The 16226-nt window shown below is 61.0% G+C and carries 12 protein-coding genes; 8 read left to right on the forward strand and 4 right to left on the reverse strand.

Annotation, left to right across the window (positions count from 1 at the left end; genetic code table 11):
- The 7 genes from FEZ21_RS21275 to nagE all read left to right on the forward strand — a co-directional run bounded on the left by FEZ21_RS21275 (position 1) and on the right by nagE (position 8611).
- Entirely contained in the window at positions 1–558 is a 558-nt protein-coding gene (locus FEZ21_RS21275; protein WP_003440217.1) for an NUDIX hydrolase, read from the forward strand.
- A 35-nt stretch (positions 559–593) separates the two neighbouring features.
- Positions 594–1160: a murein L,D-transpeptidase family protein gene (locus tag FEZ21_RS21280; RefSeq protein WP_003440216.1), complete on the forward strand. Its 567-nt coding sequence runs from the start codon at positions 594–596 to the stop codon at positions 1158–1160.
- A gap of 282 nt (positions 1161–1442) precedes the next feature.
- A complete protein-coding gene (locus tag FEZ21_RS21285; RefSeq protein WP_003440215.1) occupies positions 1443–2174 on the forward strand; it encodes a GntR family transcriptional regulator in 732 nt (243 codons plus the stop codon).
- A gap of 27 nt (positions 2175–2201) precedes the next feature.
- On the forward strand, positions 2202–3299 hold the full coding sequence (gene nagA / locus FEZ21_RS21290) for an N-acetylglucosamine-6-phosphate deacetylase (protein ID WP_003440214.1): 1098 nt from the start codon (positions 2202–2204) through the stop codon (positions 3297–3299).
- A gap of 13 nt (positions 3300–3312) precedes the next feature.
- Positions 3313–4323, forward strand: a complete 1011-nt coding sequence (locus FEZ21_RS21295) for an SIS domain-containing protein (RefSeq protein WP_160628436.1) — start codon at positions 3313–3315, stop codon at positions 4321–4323.
- A 36-nt stretch (positions 4324–4359) separates the two neighbouring features.
- A complete protein-coding gene (gene ptsP, locus FEZ21_RS21300; protein WP_127196027.1) occupies positions 4360–6876 on the forward strand; it encodes a phosphoenolpyruvate--protein phosphotransferase in 2517 nt (838 codons plus the stop codon).
- A 31-nt stretch (positions 6877–6907) separates the two neighbouring features.
- A complete protein-coding gene (gene nagE, locus FEZ21_RS21305) occupies positions 6908–8611 on the forward strand; it encodes an N-acetylglucosamine-specific PTS transporter subunit IIBC (RefSeq protein ID WP_160628348.1) in 1704 nt (567 codons plus the stop codon).
- Positions 8612–8722: 111 nt separating this feature from the next.
- Here the strand turns inward: nagE and FEZ21_RS21310 are convergent, their stop codons facing one another.
- Together FEZ21_RS21310 and purL are read right to left on the reverse strand one after the other, a co-directional pair.
- Complete coding sequence (locus FEZ21_RS21310) at positions 8723–9034, reverse strand: YqfO family protein (RefSeq protein ID WP_003440210.1); 312 nt, start codon at positions 9032–9034, stop codon at positions 8723–8725.
- A gap of 4 nt (positions 9035–9038) precedes the next feature.
- Complete coding sequence (purL, locus tag FEZ21_RS21315) at positions 9039–12935, reverse strand: phosphoribosylformylglycinamidine synthase (RefSeq protein WP_010655988.1); 3897 nt, start codon at positions 12933–12935, stop codon at positions 9039–9041.
- A 285-nt stretch (positions 12936–13220) separates the two neighbouring features.
- Here purL and mltF point away from each other — a divergent pair, with 285 nt between their 5' ends.
- Positions 13221–14678, forward strand: a complete 1458-nt coding sequence (gene mltF / locus FEZ21_RS21320; protein ID WP_160628350.1) for a membrane-bound lytic murein transglycosylase MltF — start codon at positions 13221–13223, stop codon at positions 14676–14678.
- A 37-nt stretch (positions 14679–14715) separates the two neighbouring features.
- On the opposite strand, the gene pdxJ is transcribed toward mltF, so the two are convergent.
- A complete protein-coding gene (gene pdxJ / locus FEZ21_RS21325; RefSeq protein ID WP_003440201.1) occupies positions 14716–15459 on the reverse strand; it encodes a pyridoxine 5'-phosphate synthase in 744 nt (247 codons plus the stop codon).
- Positions 15460–15509: 50 nt separating this feature from the next.
- Entirely contained in the window at positions 15510–16199 is a 690-nt protein-coding gene (gene recO, locus FEZ21_RS21330; protein ID WP_010655990.1) for a DNA repair protein RecO, read from the reverse strand.
- Positions 16200–16226: the final 27 nt, after the last annotated feature.

Consider the following 16226-nt stretch of genomic DNA (forward strand, 5'->3'; position numbering starts at 1 on the left):
ATGAAATTTTGCAGCCAGTGCGGTCATTCTGTCAGCCAGCATATCCCGCAAGGCGATTCGCGCCTGCGCTATGTCTGCGACCACTGCCAGACCATTCATTATCAGAACCCCAATATTGTTGCCGGGTGCCTGCCCACCTGGGGCACTCAGGTGCTGCTGTGCCGACGCGCCATCGAGCCGCGCAAAGGGTACTGGACACTGCCTGCCGGCTTTATGGAAAACGGCGAGACCGTTGAACAGGCCGCTCGCCGCGAAACCCTCGAGGAAGCCTGTGCCAAGGTCGAAAACCTGGCTATCTATACCCTGATCGATGTACCCCACATCAACCAGGTACATGTGTTCTACCGCGCCGAGCTGCTGACCCCGGACTTTGCCGCAGGTGAAGAAAGCCTTGAGGTGCGGCTTTTCGATGAAGCCGACATCCCTTGGTCAGAGCTGGCTTTTCGCACGGTCAGCCGTACCTTAGAATGCTTTTTCGCCGACCGCCCGGGTAACCTCTACCCGGTACGCAGCGAGGCCGTGGCGCCTCTGGCCGGCCTGACCAAACCCCAACAATAATGTTGTTTGCCGTGTAATTCAGGAATATCCCTCTAATGCGTTGGTTGCTCGCTGCCCTCTGCCTGTCGTTTGCTGTTACTTGCCAAGCTTCCGTTGTCATTACCGTGAATGGCAAACCCGTCGATAAAAATCAGGTCCTCAAACCGGCCCAGTCAACACAGACGATCAAAGCCGGGCAAAAAATCGAAAAAATCCTGGTGCTCAAGTCGGCCCGCAAGCTGCAGCTGATCAGCGATGGCAAACCGATCAAGAGCTACCGCATTTCATTGGGCAAACAACCCAAGGGGCCAAAACTGCAAGAGGGCGACAAACGCACCCCGGAGGGCCTTTACTGGGTCGACTGGCGCAAAAAAAGCGACAAGTTCAACCTGGCGATGCATATCAACTACCCCAACGTCAGTGACGCGGCCCAAGCACGGCGCCAAGGCCTGAACCCCGGGTCGATGATCATGATCCACGGTACGCCGGACTCCGAAGAGAATCCCGAAGAGCTGTTCCATACCCTGGACTGGACCGATGGCTGTATCGCGATGAAAAACTACGAAATGCGTGAAGTCTGGAGCCTGGTCAAGGACGGCACTCTGGTTGAAATCCGGCCTTAAGCAAAAATAAATTACCTTTTGTCCCCGTTACGCCCTCCCGCCTACTCCTAATACCTTTACCTGTCGCCGGGCCCGAACGGGCCCGCAGCATCTCGGCGCCTTCAGCGCACTCCCAATACCACTTAAACACCAAATAAAATCACAACGGCCAAACACCCTGTTTTCGGCGGGAAACACGCCTGTGCATGCGTTGACTTGGTATTGAAGTGGTATTACTTTCGCGCCATTACCGGGCGACAAAACTCCAATAACCGCATCGGATCCACCACCATGAACAGCCCTATGACCACCCTCGCCGACCTGCGCCCGGATGACCGTCTGGCCACGCCGTTGTACCTGCAACTGGCCCGCAACCTGGAGTCCGCGATCCATGCCGGGGTCTGGAAAGCCGAGCAGGCGCTGCCTTCGGAGCGCAGCCTGAGCGAACAACTGGGCCTGTCTCGCGTCACGGCCCGCAAAGCCCTGGAAATTCTCTTCGAACAAGGCCTGATCCGCCGCAGCCAGGGCTCCGGAACCTTCATCACCCCGCGCCTTGAGCAACCCTTGTCGCGGCTGTCCAGTTTCAGCGAAATGCTCCGGCTCAAGGGCTTCGTACCTGGCTCTCAGTGGTTACAGCGGGAAATCACCCAGCCGACCCATGAAGAGCTGATCCGCCTGGCGCTGTCCCCCACGGATAAAGTCGCGCGCCTCAAGCGCCTGCGCAAAGCCGATGACACGGTCATGGCCATCGAAATGAGCGCCCTGCCCGCTTCCCTGATCCCGCAGCCGCAGGTGCTTGGCGACTCGCTCTACGAGTATCTGGACAGCATCGGCAAACCGGTGGTCCGCGCCCTGCAACATATTCAGGCGATCAACGCCAGCGCAGAGTTTGCCGCCCTGGTGGGGATCGAACCCGGGGCCGCCATGCTGCTGATGACCCGGGTCGGCTACCTCGAAGACAACACCCCCATCGAAGTCACCGATACCTACTGCCGTAACGATTTCTACGATTTTGTGGCCGAACTGCGCCGCTGACCCGACAACACGCCCGGAGGGCTGTACATGTCCGAAGACAACATCCTCACGCCCCAAGGCTGGGTCCGCGGCCGCCTGCTGCACGAGAACGGCAAAGTCCTCGGCATCCAGGGCAGCCCTTGTGACCCGGCCGACAACGACTTGCCTTACCTGCTGCCCGGTTTTATCGACCTGCATGTGCACGGCGGCGGCGGTAAAGACATCATGCAAGGCGCACCGGCCTTCGACACCATCGCCCGCACCCACTTGCGCTTCGGCACCACGGCAATGCTGGCCACCACCATGACCGCGCCGAATCACGAGATCAGCCGCGTACTCGGTGCCCTCGGCGAGTTTTGTCAGCAACGGCCGGCCGGCTGCGCCCGGGTACTGGGGGTGCATCTCGAAGGTCCGTTTATCAACCCCGGCAAACTCGGCGCTCAACCCAACTTCGCCCATACCGCGCTGATGGCCGAAGTCGAGGATTACCTGAGTCTGGCGCCGATCAAAGTCATCACCATCGCCCCTGAAATCGCCGGCCATATCGAATTGATCGGCGCCCTGAGCGCCCGGGGCATTCGCATGCAGCTGGGGCATACCCTGGGCAGTTATGAAGAAGGCGTGGCCGCACTGGATGCGGGCGCCACCAGCTTCACCCATTTGTATAACGCCATGAGCCCGCTGCATCACCGCGAGCCCGGCATTCTGGGTGCCGCCCTGGCCCATGCGCGTTTTGCCGAACTGATCCCCGACTTGCTCCACGTACATCCCGGCGCCATTCGCGCAGCCTTGCGTGCGATTCCGTGCCTGTATTGCGTCACCGACTCCACTGCAGCCACCGGCATGCCCGATGGCGAGTACCAACTGGGCAGCCACACCGTCACCAAATGCCTGGGCGGCGTACGCCTGGCAGACGGCACGCTGGCGGGCAGCACGCTGACCATGGATCAGGCACTGCGCAACCTGGTGAAAATCGGCCTGCCACTGGCCGAAGCCTCGCAACGCCTGTCGCAGTACCCGGCCGACTACCTCGGCATTACCGAACGCGGGCGTTTGCAGCCCGGTAGCTGGGCCGACTGCGTGCGCCTGGACCGTTCATTGAATCTCACCGCTGTCATGGTCGAAGGGGAAGCACTTGTCTTCTAACAAGCCGTCAAAAATGCTGGAAGAGGCCCGGTCCGCGAGCGAAGCGGTCGAACGTCAACTGTTCAACCTGGAGTCGCGCCTGATCGACCTTGCCCGCGACCTGCGGGCCAGCCCGCCCGACGTAGCCATGACCCTGGCCCGTGGCAGCTCCGACCATGCCGCCAGTTACTTTGCCTACCTGACCATGCAGCATGTGGGCGTGCCCGTGGCGTCGTTGCCGATGTCAGTGGTGACCTTGCGCCAGTCCCCGTTGCGGGTGCAGGGCCAGGCGGTATTTGCCTTTTCCCAGTCCGGCCAGAGCCCCGACATCATCGACAGCCTGAGCCTGTTGCGCGAACGCGGGGCACTGAGCGTGGCGCTGGTGAATGCCGAAAACACACCACTGGAAGCCGCCTGCGCCTACAGCTTGCCCTTGTGTGCTGGCGCCGAAATCAGCGTCGCAGCCACTAAAAGCTTTATCGCCACCTTGAGTGCCAGTGCCCGCCTGGTTGCGCACTGGGCCAATGATAAAGCCCTGCTTGAAGCCGGCCACCTGCTGCCCGCCGACTTGCGCGACGCCTGCACCCAGGACTGGAGCAAAGCCATCGAGACCCTGCGCGATGCCCAGCGATTGCTGGTGATCGGCCGGGGCGCGGGCTTTGCCATTGCCCAGGAAGCCGCGCTCAAATTCAAGGAAACCTCGACCCTGCAGGCCGAAGCCTTCAGCAGTGCCGAAGTGCGCCACGGCCCGATGGCCCTGATCGAAGAAGACTACCCGCTGCTGATTTTCGCCCCTCGGGGTGTGGAACAGGCGGGCTTGCTGACCCTGGCCCGTGACATGCGCCAGCGCGGCGCCCGGGTGCTGCTGGCGGCCCCGGATGATGTGGCCGAGCGCGACCTGACGTTGAGCCAGGCGGCACACCCGGATCTGGACCCGATCCTGGCCATTCAAAGTTTCTACGTGATGGCTGCGGGTCTGGCCGAGGCCCGGGGGCTGGACCCGGATCAGCCACGGTTCCTGAGCAAAGTGACCCGTACCCACTGAGTTGTCTTCCCCCGCAGGTTTAATGAGTATCGCGCCATGCACAATAATAAAAAGCTCACCCTCAGTGCGCCGCTCAGCGGGCCGATCATCAAACTCGCCCTGGTGCCGGATGAAGTATTTTCCAGCGGCGTAATGGGCGACGGGATTGCCATCGACCCATTGAACGACTGTTTGTATGCGCCCTGTGACGGGGTGATCGTGCACGTGGCCAAGACCGCCCATGCCCTGACCCTGCGTGCCGATAATGGCGCCGAGGTGCTTTTGCATGTGGGGCTGGACACCTTTGATCTACAGGGCGAAGGTTTTCAACTGCTGGTGGAAAACGGCGAGCAGATCAGCAACGGCCAGCCCCTGGTACGCTTCGACCCCGATTACATCGCCCAGCGCTGCACCAGCCTGATCAGCCTGCTGGTGCTGACCAATGGCGATCGGTTCGCGCTGCAACTGCTGCAACACGACACCGCCGTGGCCGGCGAGCCACTGCTGCAGATAGCCGCGCGCCAGATCGAGGCCGCCGTTACCGCGACCGACAGTTCTCAGGGGCAGGCCCAAGGCAGCGTGCGCATAACTCACCACGGTGGCCTGCATGCACGTCCGGCTGCGCTGATACGGCAAACAGCACTGGGTTTCAAAAGCACTTGCCGGCTGCACATCGGCGCCAATTCGGCTCCGTGCGACAGTATTGTCCGGCTGCTGGCCCTGGGCATCAGCGAGCACGATGAAGTTCAAGTCAGCTGTGCCGGCGAGGATGCCGACGCCGCGCTGCAGGCCATTCTGGCCGCACTGGCCAAAGATCAGGTCAGACCGGCCGCCGCCACGCTGAAAGTGCTGCCGGCCGTCGCTCGCCCCATCAATCAAGAAGGACAATTGAACGGAGTGAGTGCGGCCCCCGGCCTGGCCAGTGGTGCGCTGTATTTTTTAAGCACCGTGCAACTGCCACCCGACCTCGGCAATCACCTCCCCGAGGAGCAAATGCAGGCGCTGCATTCGGCGCTGGAGCAGGTGCGCGCCGAGATCCGCCTGACCCTGATCCAGGCCCGGGCCGAGGGTAACCTCGACGAAGAAGCCATTTTCGACACTCACCTGGCCTTGCTCGAAGACAGCGAGCTGCTGCAGGCCAGCCACGGCGCCATCGCCCAGGGCCGCAATGCGGCCCACGCCTGGAGTGATGCGATCGAGCAGCAATGCGCGATTCTGCAGCAACTGGGCAATACCCTGCTGGCTGAACGCTCCAACGACTTGCACGACCTGCAACAACGGGTTCTCAGAGCATTACTGGGGGAAAGTGCCCAGTGCCAGGTGCCGCCCGGAGCCATTGTTGCCGCACACGAGCTGACCCCTTCCGACCTGCTGATGCTCAGCGCACAGCAAGTTGCCGGTTTATGCATGGCCGCAGGGGGGGCCACCTCCCATGTCGCGATTCTGGCCCGGGGCAAAGGCCTGCCTTGCCTGGTGGCCCTGGGTTCAGGGTTGCTGGACTTGCCGGCCGGACAACAGGTGATTCTCGACGCCGACAGCGCCCGCCTGGAACTGAGCCCCGGCGCCGAACGCATCGAACAGGTGCAAAACAGCATTCTCGCCCGTCAGCAACGCTTTGCCCGGCAGCAATTGCACGCCCACGAACCGGCAGTGACCGGTGACGGGCTGCAGATCGAAATTGCCGCCAACGTTGCCTCCAGCCACGAAGCGGCCGGCGCCCATGCCAATGGCGCAGATGGCGTCGGACTGCTGCGCACCGAATTCCTGTTTGTCGATCGCAGCACTGCTCCCAATGAACAGGAGCAGATTGCGGCCTACCAGGGCGTGGTCGATGCGATGGGTGACAAGCCGGTGATCATTCGCACCATTGATGTGGGCGGCGACAAGCAACTTGATTATCTGCCGCTGCCCGCCGAAGCCAATCCGGTATTGGGCCTGCGCGGCATCCGCCTGGCACAGATGCATCCGCACATCCTCGATCAGCAACTGCGCGCCCTGCTGCAGGTCAGCCCGGTACAACGCTGCCGCATCTTGTTGCCAATGATCACCGAGGTCGACGAGCTGCTGCATATCCGCCGTCGCCTGGAGGCCTTGCGCGGTGAAATGGGCCTGAGCCAGCGCCCGGAACTGGGGGTGATGATTGAAGTGCCGGCAGCGGCCCTGATGGCAGAACAATTGGCCGAGCACGCGGACTTTCTGTCCATCGGCACCAACGACCTGTCGCAGTACACCCTGGCCATGGACCGCGACCATGCAGGGCTGGCCTCACGGGTCGATGCCCTGCATCCGGCGCTGCTGCGCCTGATCGCCCATACCTGTGCCGGTGCGGCAAAGCACGGACGCTGGGTAGGCGTATGCGGTGCACTGGCCAGCGACCCTCTGGCCACCCCGGTGCTGATCGGCCTGGGGGTTCGCGAGCTGTCGGTCAGCCCGCTGCAAATCGGTGAAATCAAGGCCAGGGTCCGCCAGCTGGACGCCGGAATGTGTCAAACACTGAGCCAGAAACTGCTGAACATGAGCAACGCAAAATCTGTACGCGAGGCCTGTCATCAGTACTGGCCGCTTTCCGACTGACAACAACAAAAACAACGACGGAGAATTTCTCATGTATCAATACTTCATCGAAGGTCTGCAGCGGCTTGGCCGGGCGTTGATGCTGCCGATTGCGATTTTGCCCATTGCCGGGCTGCTACTGCGGCTGGGCGACACCGACTTGCTCAACATCGCAATCATCCACGATGCCGGCAACACGATTTTCGCCAACCTGGCGCTGATCTTCGCCATCGGCATTGCCGTGGGTTTTGCCCGCGACAACAACGGTACTGCGGGCCTGGCCGGGGCCATCGGTTATCTGGTGCTGATCTCGACCCTCAAGGCCCTGGACCCCCATATCAACATGGGCATGCTCGCCGGGATCGTCAGCGGCCTGATGGCCGGGGCGCTGTACAACCGCTTCAAGGACATCAAACTGCCGGAATACCTGGCGTTTTTTGGCGGCCGGCGTTTTGTGCCGATCGTCACCGGGTTTGCCGCCGTAGCCCTGGGGGCCCTGTTCGGCCTGATCTGGCCACCGATTCAGGAAGGCATCAATAGCCTGGGTGTGTTGCTGCTCGAAAGCGGCAGCCTGGGGGCGTTCATTTTTGGCGTGCTGAACCGCATCCTGATCGTCACCGGGCTGCACCATATCCTTAACAATATGGCGTGGTTCGTGTTCGGCAGCTTTACCACCGATGCCGGGCAAGTGGTGACCGGCGACCTGACCCGATACTTCGCGGGCGACCCCAAGGGCGGCCAATTCATGACCGGCATGTTCCCGGTGATGATGTTTGGCCTGCCGGCTGCGTGCCTGGCGATGTACCGCAATGCGTTGCCGGAGCGGCGCAAACTGATGGGCGGGATTTTCCTGTCACTGGCGCTGACCGCGTTTTTGACCGGCGTCACCGAACCCATCGAATTTGCTTTCATGTTCCTCGCGCCCTTCCTCTATCTGTTGCATGCGTTGCTGACCGGGCTGTCGATGGCCATCACCAACCTGCTGAATATCCATTTGGGCTTCACCTTTTCCGGTGGTGCCATCGATATGCTGCTGGGCTGGGGCAAGTCCACCAATGGCTGGATGATCTTTCCCGTCGGGCTGGTCTACTTCGCCATTTATTACCTGGTGTTTGATTACTGCATCCGCCGCTTCAAACTCAAAACCCCGGGCCGTGAAGACAACCCGGTGGCAGAAACCGCCGACCTCACCGAGAACCAGCGGGCCGATGGCTATATCCAGGCGCTGGGTGGCCCGGACAATCTGCTCACCGTCGGCGCCTGCACCACGCGCCTGCGCCTGGAGCTGGCCGATCGCAACAAGGCTCAGGACAGCGAACTCAAGGCGCTGGGCGCCATGGGTGTGATGCGCCCCGGCCGCGCGGGCAGCCTGCAAGTAGTGGTCGGGCCGATGGCCGACAGCATTGCCGATGAAATACGTTTGGCGCTAACCCGGGTCAGCCGTTCGCCCGCCGTCAGCAAGGCTCAAGCTCCTGCGGTGGAACCGGCGCACGAGGTCGGGCGCGAGGCCGCCAACAAATGGCTGGGCGCGCTGGGCGGCAGCAGCAATGTATTGCACGTCGAGTGCGTAGCGCTCACCCGCTTGCGGATCAAGCTGGGAGACGAGCGTTCGTTGTCGCAGAGCCAGCTCAAGGCACTGGGCAGCCAGGGCATCAGCCAGCACGCCGATGGCGTTTGGCATGTATTGGTGGGGGAACAGGCGCAGGGGTTGAGCGAAGCGCTGGCGCGATTGATCAGGCCAGATCACGCACGCTGAACGAACTGTAGGAGCGAGCTTGCCTCACGATGGTCTCAATGCGTTTTCTCAGAAACCGCGCATTGTTTGCATCGCGAGGCAAGCTCGCTCCTACAGGTTGGTGTTTGGGGGTTACAAGTCCGCCAGTCGCCACACTTCATAAGCGGGCGTCTCATAGGGGTGACTGTGCTTGAGCGCAGCCACCACCCCATGGATCAGATCATCGGCAACGACCAGCTCAACTTTCCATTCCCCGACATATTCGACCTGACCGGTTTGCCCGATAAACGGCTGACTGCCGTCCAGCGCGCAAAACTGGCCCTGGCCCAATACCTGCCAGGCGCAGTGGTCATAGTTGCCGATCCGTCCGCCACCGGCAGCGAATACAGCATCCTTGACCACTTCGACATGGCTTGGAGGAACGAAGAAGCTGAGCTTGTACATGCCCTTAGTCGACCCACACGCGCGCGTTACGGAACATGCGCAACCAAGGCGCATCTTCGTTCCACTCTTCAGGACGCCACGAGTTCTGCACGGCGCGGAATACCCGCTCCGGGTGCGGCATCATGATAGTCACACGGCCGTCACGGCTGGTGAGACCGGTAATCCCGCGCGGCGAGCCGTTCGGGTTGGCCGGGTAGCTCTCGGTAACCTTGCCGTGGTTGTCGACGAAGCGCAGTGCCACGCAACCCGACAGATCGGCTTGCAGCAGGGCTTCAGGGCTGGCGAACTCGGCATGGCCTTCACCGTGGGCGATGGCGATTGGCATGCGCGAACCGGCCATACCCTGCAGGAAGATCGAGTTCGACTCCTGTACCTGAACCATTGCCACCCGGGCTTCGAACTGCTCGGAACGGTTACGCACAAAGTGCGGCCAGAACTCGCTGCCCGGTACCAGTTCGCTGAGGTTGGACATCATCTGGCAACCGTTGCAAACACCCAGGGTGAAGCTGTCGGTACGTTCGAAGAAGCCCTGGAACGCATCACGTGCACGGGCGTTGAACAGGGCCGACTTGGCCCAGCCTTCACCGGCACCCAGTACGTCACCGTAGGAGAAACCACCGCACGCAACCATGCCCTTGAAGTCATTGAGGTCGACACGGCCGGCCAGAATGTCGCTCATGTGCACATCGACCGCGTTGAAACCGGCACGGTCAAACGCCGCCGCCATTTCAACCTGGCCGTTGACGCCCTGCTCGCGCAGTACGGCAACCTGTGGGCGAATGCCTTTCTTGATATACGGCGCACTGATGTTGGCGTTGACATCAAAGCTCAGCTGAACGCTCAGGCCCGGATTGTCTTCTTCCAGCAGCACGTCGAACTCTTGCTGGGCGCAGTCTGCGTTGTCACGCATACGCTGGATCTGGTAGCTGGTTTCAGCCCACTGACGTTGCAGCAGAGGGCGCTGACCGGCGAAAACGGTCTCGCCATTGAAGGTGATCGTGACGTCTGCACAATTGCGCGGCTGACCGATTACCGACACGCACTCACCCAGGCCGGCGGCGCTGAATTGTGCGAGTACGTCAGCAGTAGAGTCCTGACGCACCTGGACCACTGCACCCAACTCTTCGTTGAACAGGATGGCCGGAATGTCGGCAGCGGTTTCAGCCAGGCCGTCGAGTGCCAGGTTGACACCGCAGTGACCGGCGAACGCCATTTCCATCACGCTGGTCAGCAAACCACCGTCGGAACGGTCATGGTAAGCCAGCAGGTGGCCATCGGCATTCAAGCCCTGGATCACGGCGAAGAAGGCCTTGAGGTCTTCTGCGTCATCCACGTCCGGGGCGTGTTTACCGAGCTTGCCGTAAGTCTGGGCCAGGATCGAGGCGCCCATGCGGTTCTGGCCACGGCCCAGGTCGATCAGGATCAGATCGGTCAGGCCCTTGTCCATGCGCAGCACCGGGGTCATGGTCTGACGTACATCGAGCACCGGAGCAAAACCGGTTACTACCAGCGACAGCGGCGAGGTGACAGTCTTGTCAGTGCCCTCTTCGCTCCAGCGGGTTTGCATCGACATCGAGTCTTTGCCCACTGGAATGGTGATGCCCAGCTCAGGGCACAGCTCCATACCGACCGCTTTTACGGTGTCGTACAGACGGGCGTCTTCGCCGGGGTGACCCGCCGCTGACATCCAGTTGGCCGACAGTTTGATGTCGCTGATCTTGCCGATCCGCGAAGCCGCGATGTTGGTCAGGGTTTCGCCGATGGCCATACGGCCCGATGCCGGAGCATCCAGCAGTGCCAGCGGAGTACGCTCGCCCATGGCCATGGCTTCACCGGTGTATACGTCAAAGCTGGTGGCGGTGACCGCAACGTCAGCAACCGGCACTTGCCACGGACCGACCATTTGGTCACGGGCTACCAGGCCGGTAATGGTCCGGTCGCCGATGGTGATCAGGAAGCTTTTGCTGGCCACGGCCGGGTGATGCAGTACGCGCTCGACACACTCGCCGATGGCCAGCGTGGACGGATCGAAGTCATCCCCCAGTTCGGCTTCTCGGACGGCCGAACGGTGCATGCGCGGTGCCTTGCCCAGCAACACTTCCAGTGGCATGTCCACCGGGTTGTTGCCGAAGTGGCTATCGGTAACCGTCAGCTGCGGTTCGGCAGTGGCTTCACCGACCACGGCAAACGGGCAACGCTCACGTTCGCAGATCGCTTTGAAGCGCTCGAAATCGGCAACGCCCACCGCCATTACATAGCGTTCCTGGGATTCGTTGCTCCAGATTTCGTGCGGGGCCATGCCCGGCTCGTCGTTGGGAATATTGCGCAGTTCGAAACGACCGCCACGCTCACCGTCGTTGACCAGTTCCGGGAAGGCATTGGACAGACCGCCCGCGCCCACGTCGTGGATGAAGCTGATGGGGTTTTTGTCGCCCAGTTGCCAGCAACGGTCGATGACCTCTTGGCAACGGCGTTCCATTTCCGGGTTTTCGCGCTGTACCGAAGCGAAGTCCAGATCGGCCGAGCTCGCGCCGGTGGCCATGGAGGAAGCTGCACCGCCACCCAGGCCGATCAGCATTGCCGGGCCGCCCAGCACGATCAGCTTGGAGCCAACGGTGATTTCGGCTTTCTGTACGTGTTCGGCGCGGATGTTGCCCATGCCGCCGGCCAACATGATTGGCTTGTGGTAACCGCGCACTTCTTCGCCACGGGGAGTCGTGATCGACTGCTCGAAGGTACGGAAGTAACCGGTCAGGGCCGGACGGCCGAATTCGTTGTTGAACGCGGCGCCGCCCAGCGGGCCTTCGATCATGATGTCCAGCGCGGTAACGATGCGCTCGGGTTTGCCGTACGGCACTTCCCATGGCTGTTCAAAGCCCGGGATTTGCAGGTTGGATACGGTAAAGCCGGTGAGGCCGGCCTTTGGCTTGGCGCCACGACCGGTAGCACCTTCGTCACGGATCTCGCCACCGGAGCCGGTCGCCGCGCCCGGGAACGGGGCAATGGCGGTCGGGTGGTTGTGGGTCTCAACCTTCATCAAAATATGCACCGGCTCCTGCACCGCGCCGTACTGGCGGGTTTCAGGGTCCGGGAAGAAACGCCCTGCGACGCTGCCGACGATGACCGAAGCGTTGTCCTTATAAGCCGACAACACGCCTTCGCTGTGCATCACGTAGGTGTTCTTGATCATGCCAAACAGGCTTTTATCCTGGCTTTGGCCGTCAATGTCCCAGCTGGCATTGAAGATCTTGTGACGGCAATGCTCGGAGTTGGCCTGGGCGAACATCATCAGTTCGATGTCGTGCGGGTTGCGGCCAAGACCGTTGAACGCATTGACCAGGTAATCGATTTCGTCTTCAGCCAGAGCCAGGCCCAGCTCGACGTTGGCTTTTTCCAGCGCGGCGCGACCGCCGCCCAGCACGTCAATCGCCGTCAGCGGCTTGGGCTCGGCATGGCTGAACAGACCGCAAGCCTGCTCAAGGTTGCCCAGCACGATTTGCGTCATGCGGTCATGCAGTGCCGCTGCAATCAGCTCTGCATCAGCGTCGCTGAACTGACCGGCCACGTAAAACGCAATGCCACGCTCCAGGCGCTGGACTTTAGCCAGGCCACAGTTACGGGCAATGTCGCTGGCCTTACTCGACCAAGGGGAAATGGTGCCGAACCGCGGCAACACCAGGAACAGTCGGCCACTGGGCTCTTGGACCGGCACACTAGGGCCGTACTTCAAGAGACGAGCCAGGACCTGCTGTTCATCGCTGGTCAGCTCACCGGTAACATCGGCGAAGTGGGCGAATTCAGCATACAAACCAGTGACAGCCGGAACCTTCAGGCTCAGTTGTGCAAGGAGTTTGCTGTGGCGAAAGGCAGAAAGGGCAGGAGCGCCGCGCAGGATCAACATCTTCGGGACAGCCTCGGGAGGGGTATGCTTTGAGGCCCGGCATTCTAGCCTAAACCGGCGCTAACGGCACCCGAAACGGCACACCTGACGTGCGCCAAAGGCCGTTAACCGACCAAAGCCTTATTCTTTATAGCTATCAGAGCGTTTGTGGATGGGCGGTCATGATCTTTAAACAGCCCCCTACACCCCATTCCATAAGGGTTTTGTCGTTTTTGGCAGCTGTTATCAGAATGACCGTAAATTGTCGAGATATGGCACCCGTGCTGCTTTGCGTATACTGCGCGAATGTTTTCTCTAACTGCATTCCGCCAGCGTGGAGCCAGATGGCTACTCGTAACCGGACTCTTCCTGATGCTCGGTGCCTGCGTTGAAAAACCCAGTACCCTTGAGCGCGTAAAGGAGGATGGGGTACTGCGGGTGATCACCCGTAACAGCCCGGCCACCTACTTCGAAGATCGCAACGGCGAAACCGGCTTCGAATACGAGCTGGTGAAGCGCTTTGCCGACGATCTGGGCGTCGAACTGAAGATCGAAACAGCCGATAACCTGGACGACATCTTCATACAGCTGGGTAAACTTGACGGTCCCGCTTTAGCTGCTGCCGGTCTGGTCAGCAGCGAGAAACGCCTGCAGCAAGCCAAGTTCTCTCACCCGTACCTTGAAGTCACGCCCCAGATCATCTACCGCAACGGTCAATCGCGCCCCACCAATGCCGCCGATCTGGTGGGCAAACGCATCATGGTGCTTAAAGGCAGCTCCCACGCCGAGCAACTTGCCGAACTCAAGAAGCAATATCCCGGAATCGAATACGAAGAGTCCGACGCTGTCGAGGTCGTCGACCTGTTGCGCATGGTCGATGAAGGGCAGATAGACCTGACCCTGGTCGACTCCAACGAAGTGGCAATGAACCAGGTGTACTTCCCCAACGTTCGCGTGGCCTTTGACCTGGGTGATGCCCGCAGCCAGCGCTGGGCGGTAATGGCCGGTGAAGACAACAGCCTGCTCAACGAGATCAACGCCTACCTGGACAAGGTCGAAAAGAACGGCACCCTGCAACGCTTGAAGGACCGTTACTACGGCCACGTCGACGTACTGGGTTACGTCGGCGCCTATACCTTCGCCCAGCACCTGCAGCAGCGCCTGCCCAAATACGAAAAATTCTTCAAGGATGCGGCCAAAAAGGAACAGGTCGACTGGCGCCTGCTGGCAGCCATGGGCTATCAGGAATCCTTGTGGCAGCCCACCGTTACCTCCAAAACCGGCGTTCGCGGCCTGATGATGCTGACCCAGAACACTGCACAAGCCATGGGCGTGTCCAACCGCCTGGACGCGCAGCAAAGCATCATGGGCGGTGCCAAGTACCTGGCACTGATCAAGAGCGAACTGGACGACGATATCGAAGAGCCTGATCGCACCTGGTTTGCACTGGCGGCCTACAACGTTGGCGGCGGTCACCTGGATGACGCGAGAAAGCTGGCCAAGAAAGAAGGCCTGAACCCGAACAAGTGGCTGGACGTGAAAAAAATGCTGCCTCGCCTTGCGCAGAAGCAGTGGTACAGCAAAACCCGCTATGGCTACGCCCGGGGCGGCGAGCCCGTGCACTTTGTGGCCAACATCCGTCGTTACTACGACATCCTGACATGGGCCACACAGCCACAGCTTGAGGGCGACCAGGCCGCTGACGGCAAGCTGCACATACCGGGTATCAACAAGACCAAGCCTAAAGAAGAGCCGCAGCTTTAAGCCAGCACCGCCAATACCCGTCGAGCCGTGACCGGGTTTAAGCCTTTGCCGCCGCCAGAATCAGCGCCTTCATCTCGGCCACTGCCGACTTGAAGCCAACGAATAGAGCATGTGCCACCAAGGCATGACCAATGTTCAGCTCATTGATGCCCTTGATCGCCGCCACCGCTTCTACGTTGTGGTAGTGCAGGCCATGACCGGCATTAACGATCAGCCCTTGCGCCAGGCCAAATGCCACGCCATCAGCCACCCGCTGCAACTCTTCGGCCACTTCGGTCGGGGTTTGCGCATCGGCATAACGCCCGGTGTGCAACTCGACAGCAGGGGCACCAACGCGTTTTGAAGCCGCAATCTGCCGCTCATCGGCATCGATAAACAACGAGACTTCACAACCGATTTTCGCCAGGCGCTCGACGGCAGCCTTGATCCGCGCTTCTTGCCCGGCAACGTCCAGACCACCTTCGGTAGTCAGCTCCTGACGGGTCTCGGGCACCAGACAGACATGGGCCGGGCGAATGCGCTCGGCAAATACCATCATTTCTTCGGTGACGCCCATTTCGAAGTTCATGCGCGTTTGCAGTACATCCTTGAGCAGCAGCACATCACGCTCCTGGATGTGCCGGCGGTCTTCGCGCAAGTGCACGGTGATGCCGTCAGCGCCCGCCTCTTCTGCGTCCAGGGCAGCCTTGACCGGATCAGGGTAACGGGTGCCGCGCGCCTGGCGCAGCGTGGCTACGTGGTCGATATTCACGCCGAGAAGAATGCGGTTACTGGTAGTCACGAGGGCTCTCCTGAAGAGTTGAAGATTCGGCGCACAGCATACCGGTCTATTCAGGGCTTGCGAAACAACTCACGACTGGCCAGCGGCTTGCCTGCCAGATGCACCGCCAATGCCTGGCGCATCAGGCGCTTGGCTGCCAGCAATGCCCCGGGTGCACTCCAGTCAGCCTCAGCCATGGCGTGCAATTGCTCGCCATGGAACAGCCCGGGCTGCTGCAGCCATACCCTCTCCAGCCCGGCATCCACCTGCAACCGATACAGGCCGTCTGCCTGCACCGGCTCGCCATGGATATCCAGCGACAATGAGAAGCCGTAGCCCAGGTCATCCAGCAAACGCCATTCAAAGGCCCGCAGCAAAGGCTCCAGCGGCCGGCCTTCAGCCAGCGCCAACAAGGTCGCCGCGTAATGATCAAAGATAGAGGGATGCGGATCTTCAGCAGGTAACAGGCGAATCAGCAGCTCATTAAGGTAGAGACCGCTGAACAGCGCTTCGCCATTGAGCCAGGTTGAAATACCGGCGCTTTCCATGCGTCCGACGTTTTTCAGCTCGCCACGCCCACGAAACTCGATCTCCAGCGGGACAAAGGGCCGCGCCAGAGTCCCGGCCTTTCCGCGCGCACTGCGCAGCACCGCCCGCAGCCGGCCTTGGGGCGTGAGGAAATCCACCAGGGCACTGGTTTCACGATAGGGGCGACTGTGCAGGACGTAAGCGAGTTGCGGGATGGGGGTTTTGCTGGACATGGACAGTTTTAATCCTGAAAACCCTGG

This window comes from Pseudomonas sp. 9.1(2019), assembly GCF_009910445.1.
Lineage (GTDB): Bacteria > Pseudomonadota > Gammaproteobacteria > Pseudomonadales > Pseudomonadaceae > Aquipseudomonas > Aquipseudomonas paraversuta.

Bases quoted from the DNA above. Each gene is read 5' to 3' on its own strand.
- FEZ21_RS21275 (WP_003440217.1), top strand. From the start codon at position 1: ATGAAATTTTGCAGCCAGTGCGGTCATTCTGTCAGCCAGCATATCCCG.
- FEZ21_RS21280 (WP_003440216.1), top strand. From the start codon at position 594: ATGCGTTGGTTGCTCGCTGCCCTCTGCCTGTCGTTTGCTGTTACTTGC.
- FEZ21_RS21285 (WP_003440215.1), top strand. From the start codon at position 1,443: ATGACCACCCTCGCCGACCTGCGCCCGGATGACCGTCTGGCCACGCCG.
- nagA (WP_003440214.1), top strand. From the start codon at position 2,202: ATGTCCGAAGACAACATCCTCACGCCCCAAGGCTGGGTCCGCGGCCGC.
- FEZ21_RS21295 (WP_160628436.1), top strand. From the start codon at position 3,313: ATGCTGGAAGAGGCCCGGTCCGCGAGCGAAGCGGTCGAACGTCAACTG.
- ptsP (WP_127196027.1), top strand. From the start codon at position 4,360: ATGCACAATAATAAAAAGCTCACCCTCAGTGCGCCGCTCAGCGGGCCG.
- nagE (WP_160628348.1), top strand. From the start codon at position 6,908: ATGTATCAATACTTCATCGAAGGTCTGCAGCGGCTTGGCCGGGCGTTG.
- FEZ21_RS21310 (WP_003440210.1), bottom strand. From the start codon at position 9,034: ATGTACAAGCTCAGCTTCTTCGTTCCTCCAAGCCATGTCGAAGTGGTC.
- purL (WP_010655988.1), bottom strand. From the start codon at position 12,935: ATGTTGATCCTGCGCGGCGCTCCTGCCCTTTCTGCCTTTCGCCACAGC.
- mltF (WP_160628350.1), top strand. From the start codon at position 13,221: ATGTTTTCTCTAACTGCATTCCGCCAGCGTGGAGCCAGATGGCTACTC.
- recO (WP_010655990.1), bottom strand. From the start codon at position 16,199: ATGTCCAGCAAAACCCCCATCCCGCAACTCGCTTACGTCCTGCACAGT.